The sequence below is a fragment of the Paraburkholderia sp. 40 genome, assembly GCF_050434105.1.
GTDB lineage: Bacteria > Pseudomonadota > Gammaproteobacteria > Burkholderiales > Burkholderiaceae > Paraburkholderia > Paraburkholderia tuberum.
The window spans coordinates 975,530-997,222 of sequence record NZ_JBNPVY010000003.1; the positions used below are offsets into that span (position 1 = coordinate 975,530).

The 21,693-nt window shown below is 64.6% G+C and carries 19 protein-coding genes; 4 read left to right on the top strand and 15 right to left on the bottom strand.

Annotation, left to right across the window (positions count from 1 at the left end; all coding sequences use genetic code 11):
- Positions 1-41: 41 nt before the first annotated feature.
- Complete coding sequence (locus tag OKW28_RS20005) at positions 42-3,674, top strand: hydantoinase B/oxoprolinase family protein (protein WP_429448248.1); 3,633 nt, start codon at positions 42-44, stop codon at positions 3,672-3,674.
- A gap of 83 nt (positions 3,675-3,757) precedes the next feature.
- Here OKW28_RS20005 and OKW28_RS20010 read toward each other — a convergent pair whose 3' ends face one another.
- From OKW28_RS20010 to OKW28_RS20035, 6 genes are all read right to left on the bottom strand, one after another.
- Positions 3,758-4,111 (bottom strand): DUF1428 domain-containing protein, encoded by a 354-nt coding sequence (locus OKW28_RS20010; RefSeq protein WP_429448249.1) that lies wholly within the window; start codon positions 4,109-4,111, stop codon positions 3,758-3,760.
- A gap of 274 nt (positions 4,112-4,385) precedes the next feature.
- A complete protein-coding gene (locus tag OKW28_RS20015; protein WP_409259726.1) occupies positions 4,386-4,721 on the bottom strand; it encodes a helix-turn-helix domain-containing protein in 336 nt (111 codons plus the stop codon).
- Positions 4,722-4,801: 80 nt separating this feature from the next.
- Entirely contained in the window at positions 4,802-6,757 is a 1,956-nt protein-coding gene (locus tag OKW28_RS20020; RefSeq protein WP_429448250.1) for an ABC transporter ATP-binding protein, read from the bottom strand.
- The gene (locus OKW28_RS20025; RefSeq protein WP_429448251.1) at positions 6,757-7,749 is read right to left on the bottom strand and encodes an ABC transporter permease; all 993 of its coding nucleotides are present in this window, start codon (positions 7,747-7,749) and stop codon (positions 6,757-6,759) included. The genes OKW28_RS20020 and OKW28_RS20025 overlap by 1 nt, the downstream gene beginning before the upstream one ends.
- A complete protein-coding gene (locus OKW28_RS20030) occupies positions 7,746-8,699 on the bottom strand; it encodes an ABC transporter permease (protein WP_429448252.1) in 954 nt (317 codons plus the stop codon). Before OKW28_RS20030 ends, OKW28_RS20025 begins: the two co-directional genes overlap by 4 nt.
- Positions 8,700-8,831: 132 nt before the next feature.
- The gene (locus OKW28_RS20035) at positions 8,832-10,412 is read right to left on the bottom strand and encodes an ABC transporter substrate-binding protein (RefSeq protein WP_429448253.1); all 1,581 of its coding nucleotides are present in this window, start codon (positions 10,410-10,412) and stop codon (positions 8,832-8,834) included.
- A gap of 315 nt (positions 10,413-10,727) precedes the next feature.
- Here OKW28_RS20035 and OKW28_RS20040 point away from each other — a divergent pair, with 315 nt between their 5' ends.
- From OKW28_RS20040 to OKW28_RS20050, 3 genes are all read left to right on the top strand, one after another.
- On the top strand, positions 10,728-11,618 hold the full coding sequence (locus OKW28_RS20040) for a GNAT family N-acetyltransferase (RefSeq protein ID WP_429448255.1): 891 nt from the start codon (positions 10,728-10,730) through the stop codon (positions 11,616-11,618).
- Positions 11,619-11,878: 260 nt separating this feature from the next.
- Entirely contained in the window at positions 11,879-13,279 is a 1,401-nt protein-coding gene (locus tag OKW28_RS20045) for an aspartate aminotransferase family protein (protein WP_429448257.1), read from the top strand.
- A gap of 88 nt (positions 13,280-13,367) precedes the next feature.
- Positions 13,368-13,871, top strand: coding sequence for an Lrp/AsnC family transcriptional regulator (locus OKW28_RS20050; RefSeq protein ID WP_090811115.1), 504 nt, complete (start codon positions 13,368-13,370; stop codon positions 13,869-13,871).
- Positions 13,872-13,963: 92 nt separating this feature from the next.
- On the opposite strand, the gene OKW28_RS20055 is transcribed toward OKW28_RS20050, so the two are convergent.
- From OKW28_RS20055 to OKW28_RS20095, 9 genes are all read right to left on the bottom strand, one after another.
- On the bottom strand, positions 13,964-14,365 hold the full coding sequence (locus OKW28_RS20055; RefSeq protein WP_429448259.1) for a helix-turn-helix domain-containing protein: 402 nt from the start codon (positions 14,363-14,365) through the stop codon (positions 13,964-13,966).
- Positions 14,366-14,376: 11 nt separating this feature from the next.
- Positions 14,377-15,549 (bottom strand): NAD(P)/FAD-dependent oxidoreductase, encoded by a 1,173-nt coding sequence (locus tag OKW28_RS20060; protein WP_429448261.1) that lies wholly within the window; start codon positions 15,547-15,549, stop codon positions 14,377-14,379.
- Positions 15,546-16,922 (bottom strand): FAD-dependent oxidoreductase, encoded by a 1,377-nt coding sequence (locus OKW28_RS20065; RefSeq protein ID WP_429448263.1) that lies wholly within the window; start codon positions 16,920-16,922, stop codon positions 15,546-15,548. Before OKW28_RS20065 ends, OKW28_RS20060 begins: the two co-directional genes overlap by 4 nt.
- Entirely contained in the window at positions 16,901-17,212 is a 312-nt protein-coding gene (locus OKW28_RS20070; protein WP_429448265.1) for a (2Fe-2S)-binding protein, read from the bottom strand. The genes OKW28_RS20065 and OKW28_RS20070 overlap by 22 nt, the downstream gene beginning before the upstream one ends.
- Positions 17,209-17,985, bottom strand: coding sequence for an amino acid ABC transporter ATP-binding protein (locus OKW28_RS20075; protein ID WP_429448267.1), 777 nt, complete (start codon positions 17,983-17,985; stop codon positions 17,209-17,211). Before OKW28_RS20075 ends, OKW28_RS20070 begins: the two co-directional genes overlap by 4 nt.
- Positions 17,986-18,003: 18 nt before the next feature.
- On the bottom strand, positions 18,004-18,660 hold the full coding sequence (locus OKW28_RS20080) for an amino acid ABC transporter permease (RefSeq protein ID WP_429448268.1): 657 nt from the start codon (positions 18,658-18,660) through the stop codon (positions 18,004-18,006).
- Between the two features lie 114 nt (positions 18,661-18,774).
- Positions 18,775-19,578: an ABC transporter substrate-binding protein gene (locus OKW28_RS20085; RefSeq protein WP_429448270.1), complete on the bottom strand. Its 804-nt coding sequence runs from the start codon at positions 19,576-19,578 to the stop codon at positions 18,775-18,777.
- 76 nt (positions 19,579-19,654) lie between these two features.
- A complete protein-coding gene (locus OKW28_RS20090) occupies positions 19,655-20,932 on the bottom strand; it encodes an NAD(P)/FAD-dependent oxidoreductase (protein ID WP_429448272.1) in 1,278 nt (425 codons plus the stop codon).
- Between the two features lie 81 nt (positions 20,933-21,013).
- Positions 21,014-21,682 (bottom strand): haloacid dehalogenase type II, encoded by a 669-nt coding sequence (locus OKW28_RS20095; RefSeq protein ID WP_429448274.1) that lies wholly within the window; start codon positions 21,680-21,682, stop codon positions 21,014-21,016.
- Positions 21,683-21,693: the final 11 nt, after the last annotated feature.

Below are 21,693 nucleotides of genomic sequence, written 5' to 3' on the forward strand. Positions count from 1 at the left end.
TGCGCACACCACTACCACTTTCGCATCACGACCACGACACCATGAAGCACGATCACGCCTCCGATGATTGCACGCCGTCCCGCTGGCAGTTCTGGATCGACCGCGGCGGCACGTTCACCGATATCGTCGCGCGCCGCCCGGATGGCACGCTCACCACGCACAAACTGCTTTCCGAACACCCGGAGCAGTATCGCGATGCGGCTGTCGCCGGGATTCGCCATTTGCTTGGCCTGCGAGCCGGAGAACCCATTACGTCGAGCGACGTCGAGATGGTCAAAATGGGCACGACGGTCGCGACCAACGCGCTGCTCGAACGCAAGGGCGAGCCGGTAGCGCTCGTCACCACGCGAGGCTTCCGCGATGTGTTGCGGATCGCGTATCAGAACCGCCCCCGCCTGTTCGATCTCGACATCGCGTTGCCGGAAGCGCTCTATGAGAGCGTGGTGGAAATCGACGAACGCGTGAGCGCGCAAGGCGAAGTGGTCGCGACGCTCGATCACGCGGCAGCGGGGCGCGCACTGCGCGAGGTCTACCACAAGGGCATCCGCGCGCTCGCAATCGTGCTGATCCACGGTTATCGCCACACGTCGCATGAAAGCGAGCTTGCGGATCTGGCGCGCCGAATCGGCTTCACGCAGATCTCGGTTTCCCACGAAGTCTCGCCGCTGATGAAGATGGTCTCGCGCGGCGATACGACCGTGGTGGATGCCTATCTGTCGCCCATCCTGCGCCGATATGTGGATCAGGTCGCCAGCGAAATGCCGGGCGTGAACCTGCAGTTCATGCAAAGCAGCGGCGGACTGACACGCGCCGATGTATTTCAGGGCAAAGATGCGATTCTCTCCGGCCCGGCGGGCGGTATCGTCGGCATGGTGCGCGCGGCACAGGCAGCGGGCTTCGAGCGCGTGATCGGCTTCGACATGGGCGGCACGTCGACGGACGTCTCGCACTTCAACGGCGAGTTCGAGCGCGTATTCGAAACGCAGGTGGCAGGCGTGCGGATGCGCGCGCCGATGATGAGCATCCATACCGTGGCGGCAGGTGGCGGCTCGGTGCTCGGCTTCGACGGCGCCCGGCTGCGTGTCGGCCCCGACTCGGCGGGCGCCAATCCGGGTCCGGCGGCGTACCGGCGCGGCGGCCCGCTCGCGGTCACCGACTGCAACGTGATGCTCGGCAAGATTCAGCCCGACTATTTCCCGCGCGTCTTCGGTCCGAACGCGAACGAGTCGCTCGATCGCGAGGTCGTCGCTGAACGCTTTCGGACACTCGCCGATGAAATCTTCGCGGCTACGGGTCAGCGTCGCACACCAGAAGAGCTCGCTGAAGGTTACCTGGAGATCGCCATTGGCAGCATGGCTAACGCGATCAAGAAAATTTCAGTGCAACGCGGCCACGACGTCTCGCAGTATGTGCTGACGACTTTCGGCGGCGCGGGCGGCCAGCATGCGTGCGGTGTGGCCGACGCGCTCGGCATGACGCGGGTGTTCGCGCATCCACTTGCCGGTGTGCTCTCCGCTTACGGCATGGGCCTCGCGGATCAGACGGCGATGCGCGAGCGAGCGCTCGAAATCTCGCTCGACGACTCATCGCTTGCGACGCTGGAAGCCGCGCTCGATGCGCTCGCGGCCGATGCAACCGGCGCACTGCTCGAACAGGGCGTGGACGCCGCGCGTATCACGACTGAGCGACGTGTCCATCTGCGCTATCAGGGCACCGATTCATCGCTCGCAGTGCCAGCGGGCAGCGTCGATGCGATGCGCGCCGCTTTCGAAGCTGCGTATCGTCAACGCTATGCGTTCCTGATGGCAGATACGCCGCTCATCGCGGAACTCGCTTGCGTCGAATCGATCGGCCATTCCGACGCGCCAGTCGATGCCGGCAGCCTGCCGCAGCGCGCGGCAGGCGACGCGCCCCATGCGCAGTCGGTTGTGCGCATGTATTCGAGCGGTAGCTGGCACGACGCATCGCTCTACCAGCGCGAAACGCTGTGCGCAGGCGACACGCTCGACGGCCCGGCGATCATCGCCGAAAAGAACGGCACGACCGTGGTCGAGCCGGGGTGGCAGGCGGTGCTGACCGTTCAAGGCAACGTGGTGATGACCCGCGTGCAACCGCTGCCCACGCGCCGCTCGATCGGCACCGAGGCCGACCCTGTGCGCCTCGAGATATTCAACAATCTGTTCATGTCGATTGCCGAGCAGATGGGACTGCGTCTGCAAAACACGGCGTATTCGGTGAACATCAAGGAGCGCCTCGACTTCTCGTGCGCGATCTTCGATGCTGCGGGCAATCTGATCGCGAACGCGCCGCACATGCCCGTGCATCTGGGATCGATGGGCGAGAGCATCAAGACCGTCATCGAGCGAAATCGCGGCGCGATGCGCGACGGCGATGTGTTCATGCTCAACGACCCGTATCACGGCGGCACACATTTGCCCGACGTGACCGTCATCACGCCCGTGTTCGCAGACGGTTCGGCCGAGCCGCTCTTCTACGTCGGCTCGCGCGGTCACCATGCGGATATCGGCGGAATCACACCCGGTTCGATGCCAGCCGCCTCGTCGCATATCGAAGAAGAAGGCGTATTGGTCGATAACTGGCAGCTTGTTTCAGCGGGCGTGCTGCGCGACGCCGAAACACGCGCGCTGCTCGCATCGGGCCGCTATCCGGCACGCAACGTCGCACAGAACATGGCCGATCTGCGCGCGCAGATCGCAGCGAACCAGAAGGGCGTGGACGAGCTGCGCCGCATGGTCGCGCAATTCGGCCGCGACGTGGTGCTCGCCTTCATGCAGCACGTGCAGGACAATGCCGAAGAAGCGGTGCGCCGCGTGATCGGCGCCCTCAAGGACGGCGCGTACCGTTACGAACTCGATAACGGCGCGGTGATCGACGTCGCCATTCGCGTCGATGCTGCGACGCGCAGTGCGACCGTGGACTTCAGCGGAACGTCCGTGCAACTGCCGAACAACTTCAACGCGCCGAAGGCGGTCTGCATGGCAGCCGTGCTGTACGTGTTCCGCACGCTCGTCGGCGACGACATCCCGCTCAACGCGGGTTGCCTGAAGCCCCTCTCGGTGATCGTCCCGGACCGCTCGATGCTCAATCCGGTTTATCCGGCAGCGGTGGTCTCGGGCAACGTGGAGACATCGTCCGCGATTACGAATGCGCTCTATGGTGCGCTGGGCATCGTCGCGTCCAGTCAGGGCACGATGAACAACTTCACGTTCGGCGACGCGCGCTACCAGTACTACGAGACGATCGCAGGCGGCAGCGGCGCGGGCGATGGCTTCTGCGGCGTCGACGCGGTACAGACGCACATGACCAACTCGCGCCTGACCGATCCCGAAGTGCTCGAATGGCGCTATCCCGTGCGGCTCGAGTCGCACCTGATCCGCGCGGAGTCGGGCGGCGCGGGACGCTGGCGCGGCGGTAATGGCGCGATCCGGCGCATCCGCTTTCTCGCGCCGATGACCGCGTCGATTCTCTCGAACAACCGCATTCACGCGCCTTTCGGCGCGGCAGGTGGACGCGCGGGAAGGCGCGGCAGCAATCACGTCGAGCGCGCGGACGGCGAGATCGTCGCATTGGGCCATATCGCGAGCGTCGAGATGGCCGCGGGTGACGTGTTCGTGGTGGAAACGCCGGGTGGCGGGGGTTTCGGGGAAGCGTAATGCTTCATGGACTGCGGATGTTCAATGCCAGACAGCGGCGTCGGCTCGCGTCTCACTCGAACCGGCGCCATATTTTTACGCCATCACGCGTCGACGATCACTTCGAAACCGCCATAGATTAGCCGCTGACCGTCAAAAGGCATCGGATCTTTTTCCGGTTGCAGCCGTGGGTCGGCCATCACCGCTTTCATCCCTTCGTCTCGCGACTGACGCGACGGCCAGACAACCCAGGAGAACACCACCGTCTCATCATCCTTGCGCTTGATCGCCATTGGGAACGACGTCACCTTGCCCTCTGGCACGTCATCTCCCCAGCACTCGACCACCTTCAACGCACCGTACTCCTTGAAGACGGCCGCCGCTCTTTCGGCGAACTGCCTGTAAAATTCGCGGTTGGCCGTAGGTACGGGGACAACAAATCCATCGATGTAATTCATTTGCAATCTCCTTGTTTACACACGCACAGTAGGTGCCGGTTGGCAGTGCATCGCAACACGGCCGCCCATACGCACGACGAGCGGGGAGTCAAAAAATCGACAATAGTCATGTCCCTTTGCTCTGATAGCCTGCGGCTCTTCGAGGCATGGCGTCGGCCTGCTTACTTAAGCGGTTGCCCGATGCCGAGCAGGTTGCCCACGCTATCCCGGAACCAGGCAGCTCTGTCGCCTACCCCACTGCAACGCGTCCAGCTCATCTCCATCGGCCCTCGCTTCACCTGAATGCGCTGCCCGATTCTGGCGAAGCAACGAAATGCCCCGGCGTCACGCCGACCGCGCGCCGAAAGTGTCGGCCAAGGTGACTTTGATCGAAAAATCCGACTTCGGCAGCGACCTCACAGGGCGGGACGCCGTCACGCAATAGCCGTTTAGCGTGCTGAATTCGCACCAGACACACATAGCGATGAGGCGAAATACCCACCTCTTTGCGAAACAGGGTGGCGAAGCGCGAAACACTCAACCCGGCGGTGCCGGCAAGCGTCGCGAGGCTGACGGGCTGCGCGAACGAACTCTCGATAAAAGCCACGGCCCGCCTGATCGCGCGTGACATCGCCACGGTCCTATCGCCTGCGCAGTCGTAGAAGACTCCGGTCATGTTCTATCCCCTCGCGCTACGTTTTCGTAGCGGCATCAGACCCGCACCGTGCCAGACTGCGCGAGCACGCTCGCCGCAGCAGCACCGTCGGGCGGCCCGCTCTGGTATCGCTCCAGTTCCGCTTCGCTGCGATGGCACAGCACCTGCGCGCCGCTCGCGAGCGTGCGCACGCTCGGCGACGTGCGATTGCAGACACCGTCGATGCGCATCGGGCATCGCGCGAGAAATGTGCAAAGCTCCGGCTCATGAGTCGACTCACCAATCGGCGGCAACGTCTGATGACAACGCTCGCCCGCTTCTTCGAGCCAGCCGGCGCGAAGCTCCGGCGCCGACGACACGAGCAGATGCGAATACGGGTGATATGGCGGCGCCGACAACGCGTCGCGGTTGCCCGTCTCGACGCGGTGCCCAGCGTACAGCACGACGATGTCGTCGCTAATCGCACGCACCTTGGCGATGTCGTGCGTGATGAACAGATATGACACGCCGAGCTTCTTTTGCAGATCGCGCAACAGCTCGAGAATGGCAGCGCCGACCACCGTATCGAGCGCGGACGTGACTTCGTCGCACAGGATCAACTTGGGTTCGGCGGCCAGGGCCCGCGCGAGATTCACGCGCTGTTTCTGCCCGCCCGACAGCTCTCCGGTGCGCCGCTGCGCCAGCTCGGCAGGCAGGCGCACCAGGCCGAGCAGTTCGGCGACGCGGCGCCGCGCGGCCTCGCCCTTCATGCCGTGATAGAACTTCAGCGGACGCGCCAGCGTGCGCTCGACGGTGTGCGTCGGATTAAGCGCGGTGTCGGCGTTCTGGAACACGATCTGGATACAGCGAAACTGTTCGCGGCTGCGGCGGCTGAGATTGGCGGCGAGCGGCTCACCGTCGAGCAGCAGATTGCCGCGCGCCATCGGCACGAGCCCGGCGATCACCTTCGCGAGCGTCGTCTTGCCCGAACCGGATTCGCCGATCACGCCTACCGTCTGACCACGATCGATCACGAGGTCCACGTCGCGCAGAATGACCTTGTGCGGCCAGCCCTTCGCGTCGGTGCGGCCGTAGCCGGCCGTCAGACCGCGCAGTTCGAGCAGCGGCGTGTTCGGCTGGGCTGCGTCGGGAGCCGCCGAGGTGGAGGCAGCCGGGGCGACGGGCGTCACGGCAGCAATCAGGCTTTGCGTGTACGGGTGCGCCGGCGCATGCAGAATCTGTTCAGTGCGGCCCGTTTCGCGGATTTCACCATTGCTTAGCACGACGATGCGATCCGCCATCTGCGCGACCACCGCCAGATCGTGCGATACGTAGACGGCCGTCATTCCGCATTGGCGGATCACGCTGCGAAACGCTTGCAGCACGTCGATCTGCGTGGTGACGTCGAGCGCCGTGGTCGGTTCATCGAGGATCACGAGTTCGGGGTCGGTGATCAGCGCCATCGCCGCCATCAGCCGCTGCAACTGGCCGCCCGACACCTGGTGCGGGTAGCGCCGGCCGATCGTCTCCGGGTCCGGCAGCGCGAGCGCGCGGAACAGTTCGATCGCTTTGGTCTGCGCGGCGCGCTTGCCGAGCGTGCCGTGAATCAGCGCGCTTTCGATCACCTGGTCCATGATCGGGCGCGCCGGGTTGAACGCAGCGGCCGCGCTTTGCGCGATGTAGGCAACCTTGCGGCCACGCAATCCCGCGAGCGCTTTCGGCGAGAGCCCGAGCACGTCGGTGTCGCCTACCCGGATCGCGCCGCCCGCGATGCGGCAGCCGCTGCGTGCATGGCCCATCAGCGACAGTGCGATCGTGGTCTTGCCCGAGCCCGATTCGCCGATCAATGCGAGCACCTCGCCGCGCGCAATTTCGAAGTCGATGTCATGCACGATCGTCGTATCCGGCTCGCCGGGCCGGCTTCCCACCACGCGCAGCCCCCGTACCTCGACCAGATTCGACGGGGGTAGCGGCGCGGTCCTCGAGATGGCCTCAAAGGCCGCGTGAGCACGTCTGAAAAAGGGTGCCTTCATCAGTGACCTCCATCGGCATCAGGCATGCCCTTGCGGCGGCCATGATGAGGCAGTCCGTCGATCAGCAGGTTCACGCCGACCGTCAGGATCGCGATTGCGATCGCGGGCAGGATCACGACCGGCACGCCTTCACCGAGGCCGGCGATGTTCTCGCGTACCAGCGAACCGAGATCGGCATACGGCGGCTGCACGCCGAGACCGAGAAAGCTCAGGCTGCTCAATAGCAGCACGACGAAAGTGAAGCGCAGTCCGGTGTCGGCGAGTATCGGATGAATCATGTTCGGCAGCATCTCGAAGCAGGCGATGTAGAGCGCGCTTTCGCCGCGCGCCCGCGCGACCTGCACGTATTCGAGCGTGCCGATGTTGACCGCCAGCGAGCGGGCGATCCGGTACGAGCCCGGCATGTAGCTGATCGCCGCGGTCACGATCAGCAACGGCAATGACGAGCCGAACGCGGCGACGATCATCAGCGCGAACATCTTCGACGGAATCGACGTCACCGCATCGAGCAGCCGGCTCATGGTTTCGTCGATACGGCGGCCGGCCACGGCCGCCAGCAGTCCCAGCATGGTCCCCGTGAGCGCCGCGAGCAGCGCCGCCGCCAGCGCGAGCACGACCGTCAGGCGCATCCCGTAGATGATGCGGGTCAACATGTCGCGACCCAGGTAGTCGGAGCCGAGCGGCAGCTTCGCGCTGAAGCCCGCGAATACGTCAGGCGTGAGGATCGCGCCGACCGAATGCGGCGCGATCCACGGTGCGAACGCCGCGACGAACAACGCGCAACTGACCATCGCCAGGCCGATCCAGCCGCCGGTCGACAGGTTCATGCGTTGCGCGAGGCTGCGACGGCGCACCGGTCGAGGCGCCGGGCCTCCGCCGCCGCCCCAGGACCGCGCGGGATCGGCGCCCTGCGGCATCATGCTGCTGCGTTGCACCGGTTCGAGCGCACCGAGCCGGTGAGGCGCATCGGAAGAAGGTCGAAGAATCGTCATGTCCGCAGCCTCGGGTTCGAGATGATGGCGCACAGGTCGGCTAGCAGCACGAGCAGCAGATAGCCGAGGCAGAACAGCAGCGTGCAGGCCTGTACGAGCGGGAAGTCGCGGTTGCTCACCGCGTCGACCATCAGGCTGGCGAGGCCCGGGTAGTTGAAGATGGTCTCGACGACGATCACGCCGCCAAGCAGATAAGACAGGCTCAGCGCGATTGCATTGGCGATCGGGCCGATCGCATTCGGCAGTGCGTGGCGCAGTACGACGCGGGCGGGGCTCGCGCCCTTGAGCATCGCCATTTCCACATACGAAGAACCGAGTTGCTCAATCACCGCGGCGCGTGTCATGCGGGCCATCTGCGCGATCACGACCGCGCACAGCGTGACGACCGGCATCGCATACGCGCGCAGAAAGTCGTGCAGGCTCTCGATCTCACCGCTATACGACAGCGCTGACAGCCAGTGCAGCTTGACGGCCAGCACCAGCACCGCCAGCGTCGCGATCAGGAACTCGGGCGTGGCGACCAGCGACAGCGTACCGAGGCTCACGATCCGATCGATCAGCGAGTCGCGGTTGACCGCCGCAAGAATGCCCGCCGACACCGCGATCGGCACCGACACCCCGGTGGTGATCGCCGCGAGGGTCAGCGACTTCGGCAGGCGCCCTTCGATCATCTCGGACACCGGCAGATTGCTCGACAGCGACACGCCAAAGTTCGCGTGCAGCAGACCGACGAGCCAATGGAAGTACCGCAGGTATGCCGGCTGGTCGAGGCCGAACTGCAGCCGCAGCGCCGCGACCGTATCCGCCGTCGCCGACTGGCCGAGTGCGGCCTGCGCGGCATCGCCCGGCAACAGGTTGGTGATCACGAAGATGATGATGGAGACAATCAGCAGCGTGAGCGCAGTGACGGCGACGCGCCGGCCGATCAACTGGGCGATATTCCCGTTCATGGGCATGAGCTCCTCGGTTAGGCTGCGCGACACGGCGAGTCACACATGAGCCGTGCCGCTCGGGTGCGCTGCGGCTGCCTGCCGCGAGCGGCGCGGCGGGGGCCACCCGCCGCGTCCGGGCGCTTCAGCGGGTCACGCGTTCCACCACACGTACTCGGCGAAGTTGAAGCCCATCATCGCGCCGGTAGGCACGGGTTGGAGCCCTTGCAAGTGCTTGTCGTTCGCATCGAGCAGGCTCAGGAAGGTCGGGATGCCAATGCCGCCCTGCTCCGATACCAGCACCTGCATGTCGCCGTACATCTGCTTGCGTTTCGCATCGTCGGTTTCCGAGCGGGCCGCGGCCAGCAACTGGTCGAACTTCGGGTTGTTCCAGCCCGACTCGTTCCACGGGGCGTCCGACTTGAAGAACTGCGTGAACAGCACATCGGCGCTCGAGCGCGGATTGACGTTGCCGAACCCGAGCGGATGCTTCATCCAGTGCGTCGACCAGTAACCATCCGCCGGCACGCGGTTGATGTCCAGGTTCACGCCGATCTTCGCGGCGGACTGCTGCAGCAGCACACCCATCTCGATCGAGCCGTTCGCATCGGTGGTCGCATAGATCGGCGGCAGCGTCGTACCGATTACTCCAGCTTTCTGGAAGTGGAACTTCGCCTTGTCCGGGTCGTGGGGACGCTGCGGCAGCGACGCATCGAAGTAGCGGTGTCCGGGCGGAATTGGCTGATCGTTGCCGATCACCGCATAACCGCGAAATACCGCGGTGCGGATCTGGTCACGGTCGAACAGATACTTCATGCCCTGCACGAAATCGGGGTTGCCCGTCAGCGGGTTGTCGCGGCGCATGATCAGATCGGTATAGAGACCCGACTTGGTCTCGCGCACCTCATAGCCCGGCGTCGCGGCAATGCGCTGCGTCGCGCGCGGATCGACGGAATTGATCAGGTGAACATCGCCGGACAGCAGCGCATTCACCCGTGCCGCGTTATCGCCGATACCGATCAGCTCGATCTGGTCGAGGTAAGGGCCGCCGCCGGTCTTCCAGAAACTGTCGTTACGGATGCCGACGGTCGAAACGCCGGGCTTGAACGTCTTCAGCTTGTACGGGCCGGTGCCGACGGCCGTCGTGAAGTCCGTCGTGCCGTCCTTGATGATCACGAATTGCGGCGTGGCAAGAATCACGGGCAGGTCCGCGTTGGCGGACGCGAGCGTCAGCGTGACTTCGTTGGGACCGGTCTGCTTCGCCTCCACGAACTGATCGGCCAGCGTCTTCACCTTCGACGCCGTTGCCGGATTCTTGTGACGCATCAGCGAGTAGACGACATCGGCGGGCGCGAGTGGCTTGCCGTCGTGGAACGTGACGCCTTTGCGCAGTTTGAGCACCCACACTTTCGCGTCGCTGGTGTCGATCGATTCGGCGAGATTCATCCTCGGCGTCAGCGACGAATCGAGCTGCGTCAGGCTGCTATAGAACATGAAGAAGCGGATGTAATCGGAGCCTGCCGAACCCTTGGCCGGGTCGAGCGTATCCGCGGTCGAGGATGCGTCGTAGGCCACCCGGATCTTGCCGCCTTTCTTCGGCGCGGGTGCCGCGAATGCCGGGCGAGCCCCCGCCAGCAGACCTCCCGCGCCGGTGGCAAGGATGCCGCCGGCGGCCAGCAAACGCATCATGTCTCGGCGGCTGAAGCCGCCCGTTTTGATTGGGTCGTCGTACATGCAACTGCTCCTCACTCGTGATTGAACGCGGGGTATCCAGCATTGGTGTTCGACGGCGCTCCGCGTGCTGGTCGCGGCGCGGTGGCATTGCATGAATCGATTTAAGCACTGCAAAAAATGGCGTTGATCGCGTATCGGCGGATTCGACCATTCGAAAACATGGTTTTGAGTGGTCAAAACAGCATGATTTGCCGCTCCTGGCGTTGACCCTGATGTTCTGGACAGGACGCCTCCCCACGATGAGAAGTTCGTACTAGTCAATCACCGGGCAACGTGCAACAGTCGCGGCACGGCCGACTATTCACGGAGCGCCCCGTGTCCGATCCAACGCCTCACGCACGTTTCATCTACAGACGCCTGACAGCCGACGACATCCCTGCCGCTCAACGCCTGTCCGCCGCGATTGGCTGGCCGCATCGCCGTGAAGATTGGCGGTTCTCGGCGCGCACCGGGATCGGCTTCGTCGCCGAGACGGCGGGCGCGCTGGTCGGCACCGTGGTCTGCTGGAAGTTCGGCGCGGATCAGGCGACCCTGGGCATGCTGATCGTCGCGCCGGAGCATCGCGGCGTGGGTATCGGCCGCACGTTGCTCACGCACGCGCTCGACGAGCTTGGCAAGCGTGACATCACGCTCTATGCGACCGAGGCTGGCCAGCCGTTGTGCGACGCGCTCGGCTTCGAGCGCTGCGGCGCCCTCGACCAGATGCAGGGTGCGGCGTTCCGGCCGCCGCTCGTTGCGCTGCCCGCCAACGAGCGGCTGCGCCCGCTCGGGGCGAGCGACGCGCAGCAACTCGTCGCGCTCGAATCACGCGCTAGCGGCCTCGATCGCAGCCACGTACTGCCGCCGCTGCTCGATCTGGCCGACGGTATCGCGCTCGATCGCGACGGCGAACTACTCGGCTTCTCGCTGTTCCGCCGCTTCGGACGCGGCTTCGTGATCGGCCCCGTCGTCGCCAGCGCGTTTCCCGACGCCGTGCGGGCCAAGGCGCTGATCAGCCATTGGCTCGCGCTGAACGAAGGCGCGCTGGTGCGCATCGACGTGCCGCACGGGCACGGCCTGCGCGAGTGGCTAACCGGCCTCGGTCTCGCACGCTCGGAGACGGTCGTGAAGATGCGCCGGCTTGCATCCGCGCCAGCCGATGGCGAGTCGAGCCGCGCCGACCCGGGGCTGCATCAGTATGCGGTGATCGCGCAGTCGCTCACCTGAGCCAGGTCAAGCCACGCTGAACCTGAACCCGCTGCACCGCGGCGCATCTCTCTTCCACATGCAAACACGGTCGCTCGTGCACGGCAGCGTTGGGGTTCGCCCTGCTATTAAGCACGCCCAGCAGAAAATGCTGTCTGCGGGGTGAAAAACGCTGCGTCGACGCTCTTTAGGCTTTTTTTTGGCTGAACGGCACGCATACGGCTGTCGCTACTATCGAGGGGTGACTCTTACCTGATCGCCACGTGCGGGGAACCACCATCATGTCAAACTCATCGCTGATCGACGCCGACCGCAAGCACCTGATTCACCCGGTCATCAACTATCGCGCGCACGAAGCGCGCGGCACCACCGTACTCGAATCCGGCCAGGGCGCGTATCTGCGCGATATCGACGGCAACGAACTGCTCGACGCATTTGCGGGCCTGTGGTGCGTGAACGTGGGTTACGGCCAGCAGAGCATCGTCGAAGCGGCGACGCGCCAGATGACGAAGCTGCCCTACGCGACCACCTACTTCCACTTCTCGTCGGAACCCGCGATCGAACTCGCCGAAAAACTGGTGTCGCTTGCGCCCGCTTCGCTACAGCACGTCTATTTCACGCTCGGCGGCTCCGATGCGATCGACTCCGCGATACGCTTCATCACGCATTACTTCAATGCAACGGGGCGCCCGGCGAAAAAGCAGATGATCGCGCTCGAACGTGGCTATCACGGATCGTCGTCGGTCGGCGCGGGGCTCACTGCGCTGCCCGCGTTCCACCGCAACTTCGACCTGCCGCTGCCGCACCAGCACCATCTGCCGTCGCCGTATGCCTACCGTCAGCCGCAAGGCAGTGACGCGCAAGCGCTGATCGCCGCATCCGTCGCCGCGCTCGAAGCGAAAGTCGCGTCACTCGGGGCGGAGAACGTCGCCGCGTTCTTCTGCGAGCCGATCCAGGGTTCGGGCGGCGTGATCGTGCCGCCGGTCGGCTGGTTAAAGGCGATGCGCGACGCGTGCCGCCGCCTCGACATCCTGTTCGTCGCCGACGAGGTCATCACGGGCTTCGGTCGTACCGGCCCGCTCTTCGCGTGCGAGGCCGAACAGGTCGAGCCGGATCTGATGACGGTGGCGAAGGGGCTGACCTCCGGTTATGCGCCGATGGGCGCGGTGCTGATGTCCGACGAAATCTACCAGGGCATTGCAGGCGATGCGCGCGATACCGCGGTCGTCGGTCACGGTCAGACCTACTCCGCGCATCCGGTAAGCGCCGCCATCGGGCTCGAAGTCCTGCGTCTCTATCAGGAGGGCGGTCTGCTCGCGAACGGCATCGCGCAGGCACCGCGCTTTGCCGCCGGGCTCGACGCGCTGCTCGATCATCCGCTGGTGGGCGACTCGCGTCATCGCGGGCTGCTCGGCGCGCTGGAACTGGTCGCGGACAAGAACTCGCGGGCACGCTTCGATCCGTCGCTGAAGCTGCCGGACCGCATCACGGCCGCAGCCTACCGCAACCGCCTCGTGTTCCGCGCATTCGGCGACAGCATTCTCGGCTTCGCGCCCGCGCTGTGCTTCGGCGAGGCCGAGTTCGAACAACTGTTCGGCCGTCTGCGGCGCACGCTCGACGACGTGCTCGACCAGGCGGAGGTGCGTGCCGCATTGCGCAGCGCGAGCCGCGCGGCCGCCTGAGCGCGTGATAACATCGGCCTGCGCGTTGCTTGACCAGGGCGAAGCGCAACGAAGCGAAAAGCAGAACCTTCGACGGGCAGACCGATACATGACGACAAGCGGCGACACGAAGCTGGACCGGATCGACCTGCGTATTCTTTCGCAACTCCAGAAGAAAGGCCGTATCACGAACGTCGAGCTTGCGGACGCCGTGGGGCTCTCGCCGAGCCCCTGTCTGATTCGCGTAAAAAGGCTTGAAAAGGCCGGCTATATCGTCGGCTACGGCGCACATATCCAACTGCAGAAACTCGGTGACGTGCAGATCGTGTTCACCGAGGTCACGCTCGCCGACCATCGTCGTGAAGACTTCGCCAAGTTCGAGGCAGCGATCCGTCCTGTGGACGAGATCATTGAATGCCATCTGGCGAGCGGCGGCTACGATTACCTGCTGAAGTTCGTCACGCGCAGCGTCAACCATTATCAGAGCGTGATCGAAGGGCTGCTGGAGCGCGACATCGGCATCGAGAAGTATTTCAGCTACGTCATCATCAAGACGCCATTCGTGAAATCCGAATACCCGCTGGAAACGCTCTTCTCGCAGCAGCATCAATGAAGCGGTGATGGTTTCGGCTGCGCGCGCCGGCCCGATCGGGTCGAATGCGTTCGAGGCCACCGGCGCGACGCCGGTGGCCTGTCGACTTGCAGTCAACCATTCGCGCTCAGCCATTCCCCTGGCGTTCTGCCAAGCACACGTTTGAAGTGCCGGCATAGATGGCTTTGATCGAAGAAGCCCACCTCGGTCGCGACGATCGACGGCGGCAAGCCTCGTCGCAACAGGCGCTGCGCATGCCGCACGCGCACTAGCCGCACATATTGCTGCGGCGACACGCCAATCTCCGCGCTGAAGCGCACCGCAAACCTCGAAATACTCAACTCCGCGACGGCCGCCAGTTCGGACAGGCTGATTGGCTCGGCGAAACAGGCATCGATGAAGTCGAGCGCACGCTGCACGGCGCGGCTCACGCGATTCGGCGCGCGCGTCGGATGACGGCTCGCGCCCGCAAGCTCAGGCGCGGATGGTGATGAGGTTGGGCTCAGGCTCAGCATCGACGCTCCGCTCACGCAACGCGCGACGTGGGCGGCACTGTCGGTGCCGTCTCCCGACTGGCCGCGAAGCGGCGGATGTCGAACGGCTCGAGCGGCGTGCTGGTGGCGCCGGTGTCGATCAGTTCGGCCATCGTGTCGCCCACGCCCGGACCAAGCTGAAAACCGTGGCCGCAAAAACCGAACGCATAGAACAGGCCGCTGGTCGTCCCGCTTGCGCCCATGATCGGCTTGTCATCGGGCATATAGCCCTCTACGCCGCTCCACACCCGGATGATGCTCAGCTTGCGCAGCATCGGCGCGACCCGCTGCAGCTGTCTGAACTGCAGCAACGTGCTTGTCGGGAGGACCTTCGCGCGACGCTCGTCGAGATACGCTGGCGCACGCGCGCAGCCGCCGATCACGATATTGCCGCGCGCGACCTGGCGGAAATACACGACCTCTTCGATCTGCGGCGACGACACGCCGACCACCGGCTGGATCGCATACGGCACGGGTTCGGTAACGGCCATCTGTGGACCGTTGACGGCGATCGGCACCGCTTCGCCGAACTGCTCCGACAGCAGGTTGCCCCACGCACCCGCCGTGATCAGCAGCACGGGCGCATGGAACGTGCGGCCGTCGGCGCTCGTCGCGCGAAACTCGGCGCCCTCTTTTTCCACCGTCACGACATCGCAGTTTTCGACGATCTGCGCACCGAGCCGAGCCGCGGCGCGGGCGAACGCGGGCGCCGCGAGGCGCGGATTCGCGTGCCCGTCCATCTGCGAATAGGAGCCCGCCAGCACCTCCGCACCGAGAAACGGAAACCGCGCGCGCAGGGCGTCGCCGCGCAACAGGTCGAGCTTGAGACCGTAGTGCGCGGCCTCCTTCGCGTAGGTTTCGAACTGGTCGGCCTGCTCTTCGCGATAACAGACGCGGACATGGCCCGACATCAGAAACTCGGCGTCGTGCTGGATCAATTCCGGCAGACGCCCCCAGATTTCGCGCGAACGGTTCGCCAGCGGCAACTGCGGCAGAAAGCGCCCTTGACGGCGCACGTTTCCGAAGTTGGTGCCGCTCGCCTGCTGCCCGACGAGCTGGCGCTCGAGCAGGATCACCGAGCGGCCCCGCTGCCTCAGAAAAAATGCGGCGGACGCACCCATGAACCCGCCGCCCACGATCAGAACATCGGCTTGTGCACGGTTCACTCGGTATCCTCCACGGTTGCGATGGCCAGCGGCTTTACCGGCGCCTGTCCACGAAGTCTGCCAACCTGCTCGAGCGGCACGTTCGCCGCCGCCGCGATCACCTCCGCACCCGCATGGCCGCAGTAACGTCCCTGACAGCGCCCCATACCGACACGGCTAAAGGCCTTGGCACGGTTCGCTTCCTGCGCGCCTTCATCGCGCACCACGCGGCGCAGTTCGCCCGCGGTGATGCCTTCGCACCGGCAAACGATCGTATCGTCGGACAGACCCGCCGCCTGCGCGGCAGGCCACGCAAACGCCTCTGCCAGACCCAGCCGGAAGCGATCCATTTTGCGCTGTTCGCGCGTCAACGCGTCGAGCGTGATCGCCGCAACGGGCCGCCCGAGATCGCTCAGCGCAGCGTGGGCCGCGAGCCGTCCGGCGACCTCGGCGCCGTCCGCGCCGAGCACGCGCGCGCCATCGCCCGCGATATAGACGCCCTTTTCGCTACTGCGACCGAGTTCGTCGATTTGCGGCACCCATTGCCGCGTGATCGCGTCGAAACGGAACGCACAGCGCGCGAGATCGGCAAGCTGGGTTTCCGGCCGCAGGTGATAGCCGAGACCGACCGCGTCGCATTCGACCTGCGCGACGTTGCCGCGCGCATCGCGAAAGCGTACGCCAAGCACGCCGTCGTCCGGAGTGCCGAGAATTTCGAGCGGCTCGATGCCGTTTTCCACCCGCACGCCTGAGCGCTTCAACGCGGTCACGAGCGCGCGGCCCTTGCGCAATACGTCGACGCGCGCCAGCAATTTGGGCAGCGCGCGCAAGCGCGCACCGGTCTTCGACGTGTCGAGTACTGCCGCTACCCTGGCGCCCGCCTGCACATACTGGTTCGCGACCAGATATAGCAATGGGCCGGTACCCATGAAAACGACCTGACGGCCAATCGCGCAGGCCTGCGACTTCAGCGCGATCTGCGCGGCACCGAGGCTGTAGGTACCGGCGAACTGCCAGCCTTTGACCGGCATCAACCGGTCGGTCGCGCCGGGGCACAGGATCAGCGCGTCGTAGCCCAACGCGCTCGCGTGCCCTTCATGCACGATATGCAGCTTGCCTTGCGCGACGTTCCACGCCAGCGTCTGCGGACGGTAATCGATCTGCGGGCGCAGTCGCTCGAAAGTTCGATGGAGGTTCTCCGCGCGCGCGGCTTCCGTGCCGTACAGCTTCGAATACGGCCGCGTGAAGCCATCAGGCTGACGCCGGTAGATCTGGCCGCCATCGCGCCTGCCTTCGTCGACGACGATCGGGCGGATGCCGGCCGCCAGCAGCGTTTCCGCGCAGCGCACCCCTGCAGGCCCTGCGCCGACGATTACGATGCGAGGTTCGGCCATTGCGCCTCCGGTTGCGTCGTGACGACGCGCATGCCTGCTTCGACCACCGTGGTGCAGGCGCGCAGCCGCTCGCCGTCCGCGGTCCATACCCAGCAGTCCTGACACGCGCCCATCAGGCAAAAGCCCGCGCGTTGTTCCGCGCCGAACTCGGACTGCCGCACATGCCGCACCGAGCACAGCATCGCAGTGAGCAGCGTGTCGCCGGCCAGCGCTTCGACCGGCTCGCCGTTGATCGTCAGTTCGACTTTGGCGCGAACCGTCTCGCCTACGCGTACGAATCTGCCGTTCATGCCGCGGCTCCTGCCATACCGCCGGGCGCGACGTGAGCGTCGCTGCGATTGGTCAGCACGTGGCGCAGGAACTCGCGGGTGCGCGCCTCGCGCGGCGAGCCCAGCACCTGCTGCGCCGTGCCCTCCTCGATGATGAGTCCCGCGTGCAGAAAACACACCCGGTCTGCCACTTCACGCGCAAAGCCCATTTCGTGGGTGACCACCAGCATCGTCATGCCTTCCCGTGCGAGGGTGCGCATCACGCCGAGCACTTCGCCGACCAGTTCTGGATCGAGCGCCGAGGTCGGCTCGTCGAACAGGATCGCCTTCGGCTTCATCGCGAGCGAGCGCGCAATCGCCACCCGTTGCTGCTGCCCGCCCGAAAGCTGATGAGGATAGGCGTGCAGCTTGTGGCCGAGCCCCACCTTGTCGAGCAGTTCAGACGCTTCGCGTTGCGCGTCCGCGCGCGCGAGGCGCTTGACGTGCACCGGCCCTTCCATCACGTTCTCGAGCGCCGTACGGTGCGGGAACAGGTTGAAGCGCTGAAACACCATGCCGACCTGGGTGCGCAACTGGTTGATGTTGCGCGCGCGCTGTTCGACGCGCTCGCCGAGCAGACGAATTTCGCCTTCGTCGTATGACTCCAGCGCGTTAATGCAGCGCAGCAGGGTTGACTTTCCCGAGCCCGACGCACCGATCAGGCAGACCACTTCGCCCTCGCGGACGTTGAGCGAAATGCCCTTGAGAACGGGTACGGTGCCAAAACTCTTGTGCACATTCGTGATTTCGATCATCGCATCCTCACTTCGCACTTAGCTCGCCCTGTGCCGACCGAAACGTCGTTCAAGCGTGCGGGTCATGCTCATCAGCGGCAAGCTCATTGCGAGATAGCCGAGCGCGACGAGCGTATATACCGTCAGATTCTGAAACGTCGACGACGCGATCAGTTGGCCTTCGCGCGTCATTTCGGCGACCGTGATGGTCGACGCGAGCGATGAATCCTTCAGCATCATCACGAGCGTGTTGCTGTACGGCGGCAGCGCGACCTTGATCGCCTGCGGCAGGATCACCCGTATCATCGTCTTTACGCGGCCCATGCCGATCGACTGCGCGGCTTCGTACTGACCCGGATCGACTGCCTCGATACCCGCCCGGAAAATTTCTGCGACGTAAGTCGAGTAACCGAAACCAAGCCCAATGATGCTGGCTTGCAGCGCCGACACCTGGATGTGGATTTCCGGCAGCACGAAGTAGATGTAGAACAGCAGCACGATCATCGGCAGGCCGCGCACGACGTTGATCATCGTGCTCACACCGCGTACGACGAGGGGATAGCGCGACATCTTCAGCAATGCCCAGGTCAGGCCGAGCACGGTGCTCAACACCAGACAACCCAGCGTGATGACGATGCTCATCACCGCGCCTTCCAGCAAAATCGGTACAAAGTCGGCTATATCTTGCCAGTGCATGTCGTGCCTTCCATTGCTCTTTGCATTCGTTCAGTCCGCCGCGCCGCTGCGCGACGGACCTGGCAGGACGAGTCCCGCGTCGCCGCGGGCACGGCTCTTTTCACGCGAAGCCAATCAGCTCACGAGGTGCCACTTTTTGAGGATCGCGTCGAGCGTGCCATCGGCCTTCATCTTCGTCAGCGCGTCGTTGATCTTCGCCATCAGCGCGCTATTGCCCTTCTTCACCGCGATCGCAATGTCGAACTTTTCCATCGGCACATATGCGTCGTCGACCCGAGTCCCCGCCATCGCGCCCGCGGCTTCCTGGGCCTTCAGGATCGGATAGTCGTTGAAGCCCGCGACGATGCGGCCAAGCGCGACATCGCGCGTCATGTCGGCGGGGCTGTCATACATCTTCACTTCGGTGAAGATGCCGAGTTTCTTCAACTGATCGCCGTAGTCGGTACCGGTCGGCGCCCCGATCGTCATGCCCTTCAGGTCCTGCACCGAGTGATAGACCGCCTTGTTCGTGTCCTTCACGATGATGCCTTCGCCAAACGCCGTCACCGGCTGCGAGAAATCGACCACTTCGGCGCGCTTCGGCGTCGGCGTCATGCCGGCAACGATGATGTCGATCTTGCCCGATACCACCGACTGGATCAGCGCCGAGAACGGCACCGCGTCGTACGACACGTTAAAGTTTTCGCGCTTGCCGATCTCCTTGACGACATCCGGCATCAGGCCTTCGATCTGCTGTGTCTTCACGTTCATGAACGTGGTCGGCGCGCTCGACGGCGGCGAGCCCGCGGTGAGCGTCGCCGTTTCGGCAGCGTGGGCGGCGCCGAACATCATCGTCATCGCGAGGCCCGCGCCGGCGGCAAAGCGCTGCACAGTGTTGAGGCGGACGGCGGCTGCAGGCTGGAACATGAAACGCAACATGGGGATTTCCTCTGGGAATAATGATTTTCAATCTACGCGCTGCCCGACATCTAACGGTAGCGATCAGTCGATCCATTCAATGCAGTACATCCTGCAACCTGTAATACGCGCCGACGAGCGGCAGAAACCACGCGCGTCCAAAATGTCCTGGAATCGCGGGCCATTCGAGCGTTCGCCACGGATTGCGCGAGGCGGCGCCGAACATCACGTCGGCCATCAGACGGCCCATGTGCACGGACATCTGCACACCGTGGCCGCTGTAGCCCATTGAATAAAACAGTCCTTCATGCTGGCCTGCGCGTGGCAGCCGGTCGGCCGTCATGTCGACGAGGCCGCCCCAGCAATAATCGATGCGCACGTCGGCCAGTTGCGGGAAATAGCGCGCGAGCCCATCACGCAGAATCCGCCCGCTTTTCTCGTCCGAACGCGGATTCGACATCGCGAAGCGCGCGCGGCCACCGAACAGCAGACGCTCGTCCGGCGTCGCACGAAAATAGTTGCCGATGTTCAGCGTCGTCACATACGAGCGTCGCGTCGGCAACACCGCATCGAGGCGCGCCTTGCCAAGCGGCTCGGTCGCGACGATGAAGCTGCCGACGGGCGCGATGCGGCGCCGGAACCATTGCAGCGGACCGACCTGCGACGTGCCGGTGGCAATCAGCACGCGCTCGGCACGTACCGTCCCGAGCGGACACTGCACGTCGAACGCGTTGCCGCCGCGCGGCTCGAGGTTCGTCACCGGCGTGTTCTCGTAGATCTGCGCCCCACGCCGTGCCGCAGCCGTGCCGAGACCCACGCCGAATTTGCCCATGTGCATCTGCATGCCGTTGCGTTGCACGAGGCCGCCGAAAAAGCTGTCCGACCCGATCTCGTTGCGAATCTGCTCGGGCGGCACGAGTTCGACATCGGGATCGACTTCGCGCCGCAACACCTCGTACGACTTCGCGAGCGCCGCGAAATGCTGCGGTTTCGCGGCGAGTTTGATCTTCCCGGAGTGGCGCAGATCGCAGTCGATCTGCTCCTCCCCGATGATCGTTTTCACTGTTTCGACGGCGCCGGCATACGCACGGTAGAACTCCGACGCGCGTTCGCTGCCGATGCGCGCGGACAACGCGGCGTAGTCCTGCGCGACGCCCGTATTGCAATGGCCGCCGTTACGGCCCGATGCCTGCGCCGCGAGTCGGTCCGCCTCGAACACGATCACCGACATGCCACGTTTGGCCAGCTCCAACGCAGCCGACAGCCCGGTGAAGCCGCCGCCGACCACCGCAACGTCGACCCGCTGCGGTAGCGGACCCTGGACGCCGCTGGTAAAGCGTGGCGCAGTGTCGAGCCAGTAGGAGTCGAGCTTCATCGTGATGCGTTCCTGTCGGTTGGTTGCGCCGCTTTCAGCGGCGCGCGGGAAGCGATGTCGTGAGAAGGCCGGACGTGCGAATCAGAGACCGAGCAGCGATGCCAGTTGCGGAATGCCCGACACTTCGTTGACGCCGTAATACGGGTTCAGCGGCTCGTGACTGCGGTTGACGAACGCCTTGTGTTTGATGCCCATGTCGTACGCGGTCATCAGGTCATAGCGGAAGCTCGACGACACATGCAGCACGTCTTCCGGATTGCAGTCCAGTTGCGAGAACATGTACTCGAAGGCTTTCTGCAGCGGCTTGTACGCCTGTGCCTGCTGGGCGGTGTAGACCTTGTGGAACGGCGCGCCGAGCTTGTCGACGTTGCTGTGGATCTGGTCGTCCGACGCATTCGACAGGATCACGAGCTTGTACTTCGAGGCCAGTCGCGACAGCCCTTCCGGCACGTCCGCGTGCGGGCCCCAGTTCGGCACGGCCTCGTAGATCTTCAGTGCGGTCGCTTCGTCGAACGGCACGCCGGTGCGTTCGCAGGTGCGGCGCACCGAGTTCACGACCACGTCGCGATAGGGCTTCCATGCGCCCAGCACTTCGTCGAGACGGTAGCCACGGAAGAACTCGACAAACTCATCCATCTTCGCCTTGTCCAGCTTGTCGCCGTAAAGCTCGCGCGCGGTCTGGCCCATCTGGAAGTTGGTCAGCGTGCCATAGCAGTCGAAAGTGATGTACTTCGGCTCGAAATCGATCATGGTCAACATCC

Excerpts from the sequence above, each read along its gene's own strand:
- OKW28_RS20065 (WP_429448263.1), bottom strand. The coding sequence starts at position 16,922 with ATGGCCGAACCTCGCATCGTAATCGTCGGCGCAGGGCCTGCAGGGGTG.
- OKW28_RS20090 (WP_429448272.1), bottom strand. The coding sequence starts at position 20,932 with ATGAAGCTCGACTCCTACTGGCTCGACACTGCGCCACGCTTTACCAGC.
- OKW28_RS20025 (WP_429448251.1), bottom strand. The coding sequence starts at position 7,749 with ATGACGATTCTTCGACCTTCTTCCGATGCGCCTCACCGGCTCGGTGCG.
- OKW28_RS20085 (WP_429448270.1), bottom strand. The coding sequence starts at position 19,578 with ATGTTGCGTTTCATGTTCCAGCCTGCAGCCGCCGTCCGCCTCAACACT.
- OKW28_RS20020 (WP_429448250.1), bottom strand. The coding sequence starts at position 6,757 with ATGAAGGCACCCTTTTTCAGACGTGCTCACGCGGCCTTTGAGGCCATC.
- OKW28_RS20080 (WP_429448268.1), bottom strand. The coding sequence starts at position 18,660 with ATGCACTGGCAAGATATAGCCGACTTTGTACCGATTTTGCTGGAAGGC.
- OKW28_RS20030 (WP_429448252.1), bottom strand. The coding sequence starts at position 8,699 with ATGAACGGGAATATCGCCCAGTTGATCGGCCGGCGCGTCGCCGTCACT.
- OKW28_RS20070 (WP_429448265.1), bottom strand. The coding sequence starts at position 17,212 with ATGAACGGCAGATTCGTACGCGTAGGCGAGACGGTTCGCGCCAAAGTC.
- OKW28_RS20010 (WP_429448249.1), bottom strand. The coding sequence starts at position 4,111 with ATGAATTACATCGATGGATTTGTTGTCCCCGTACCTACGGCCAACCGC.
- OKW28_RS20035 (WP_429448253.1), bottom strand. The coding sequence starts at position 10,412 with ATGTACGACGACCCAATCAAAACGGGCGGCTTCAGCCGCCGAGACATG.
- OKW28_RS20055 (WP_429448259.1), bottom strand. The coding sequence starts at position 14,365 with ATGCTGAGCCTGAGCCCAACCTCATCACCATCCGCGCCTGAGCTTGCG.
- OKW28_RS20095 (WP_429448274.1), bottom strand. The coding sequence starts at position 21,682 with ATGATCGATTTCGAGCCGAAGTACATCACTTTCGACTGCTATGGCACG.
- OKW28_RS20050 (WP_090811115.1), top strand. The coding sequence starts at position 13,368 with ATGACGACAAGCGGCGACACGAAGCTGGACCGGATCGACCTGCGTATT.
- OKW28_RS20005 (WP_429448248.1), top strand. The coding sequence starts at position 42 with ATGAAGCACGATCACGCCTCCGATGATTGCACGCCGTCCCGCTGGCAG.
- OKW28_RS20075 (WP_429448267.1), bottom strand. The coding sequence starts at position 17,985 with ATGATCGAAATCACGAATGTGCACAAGAGTTTTGGCACCGTACCCGTT.
- OKW28_RS20015 (WP_409259726.1), bottom strand. The coding sequence starts at position 4,721 with ATGTCACGCGCGATCAGGCGGGCCGTGGCTTTTATCGAGAGTTCGTTC.
- OKW28_RS20045 (WP_429448257.1), top strand. The coding sequence starts at position 11,879 with ATGTCAAACTCATCGCTGATCGACGCCGACCGCAAGCACCTGATTCAC.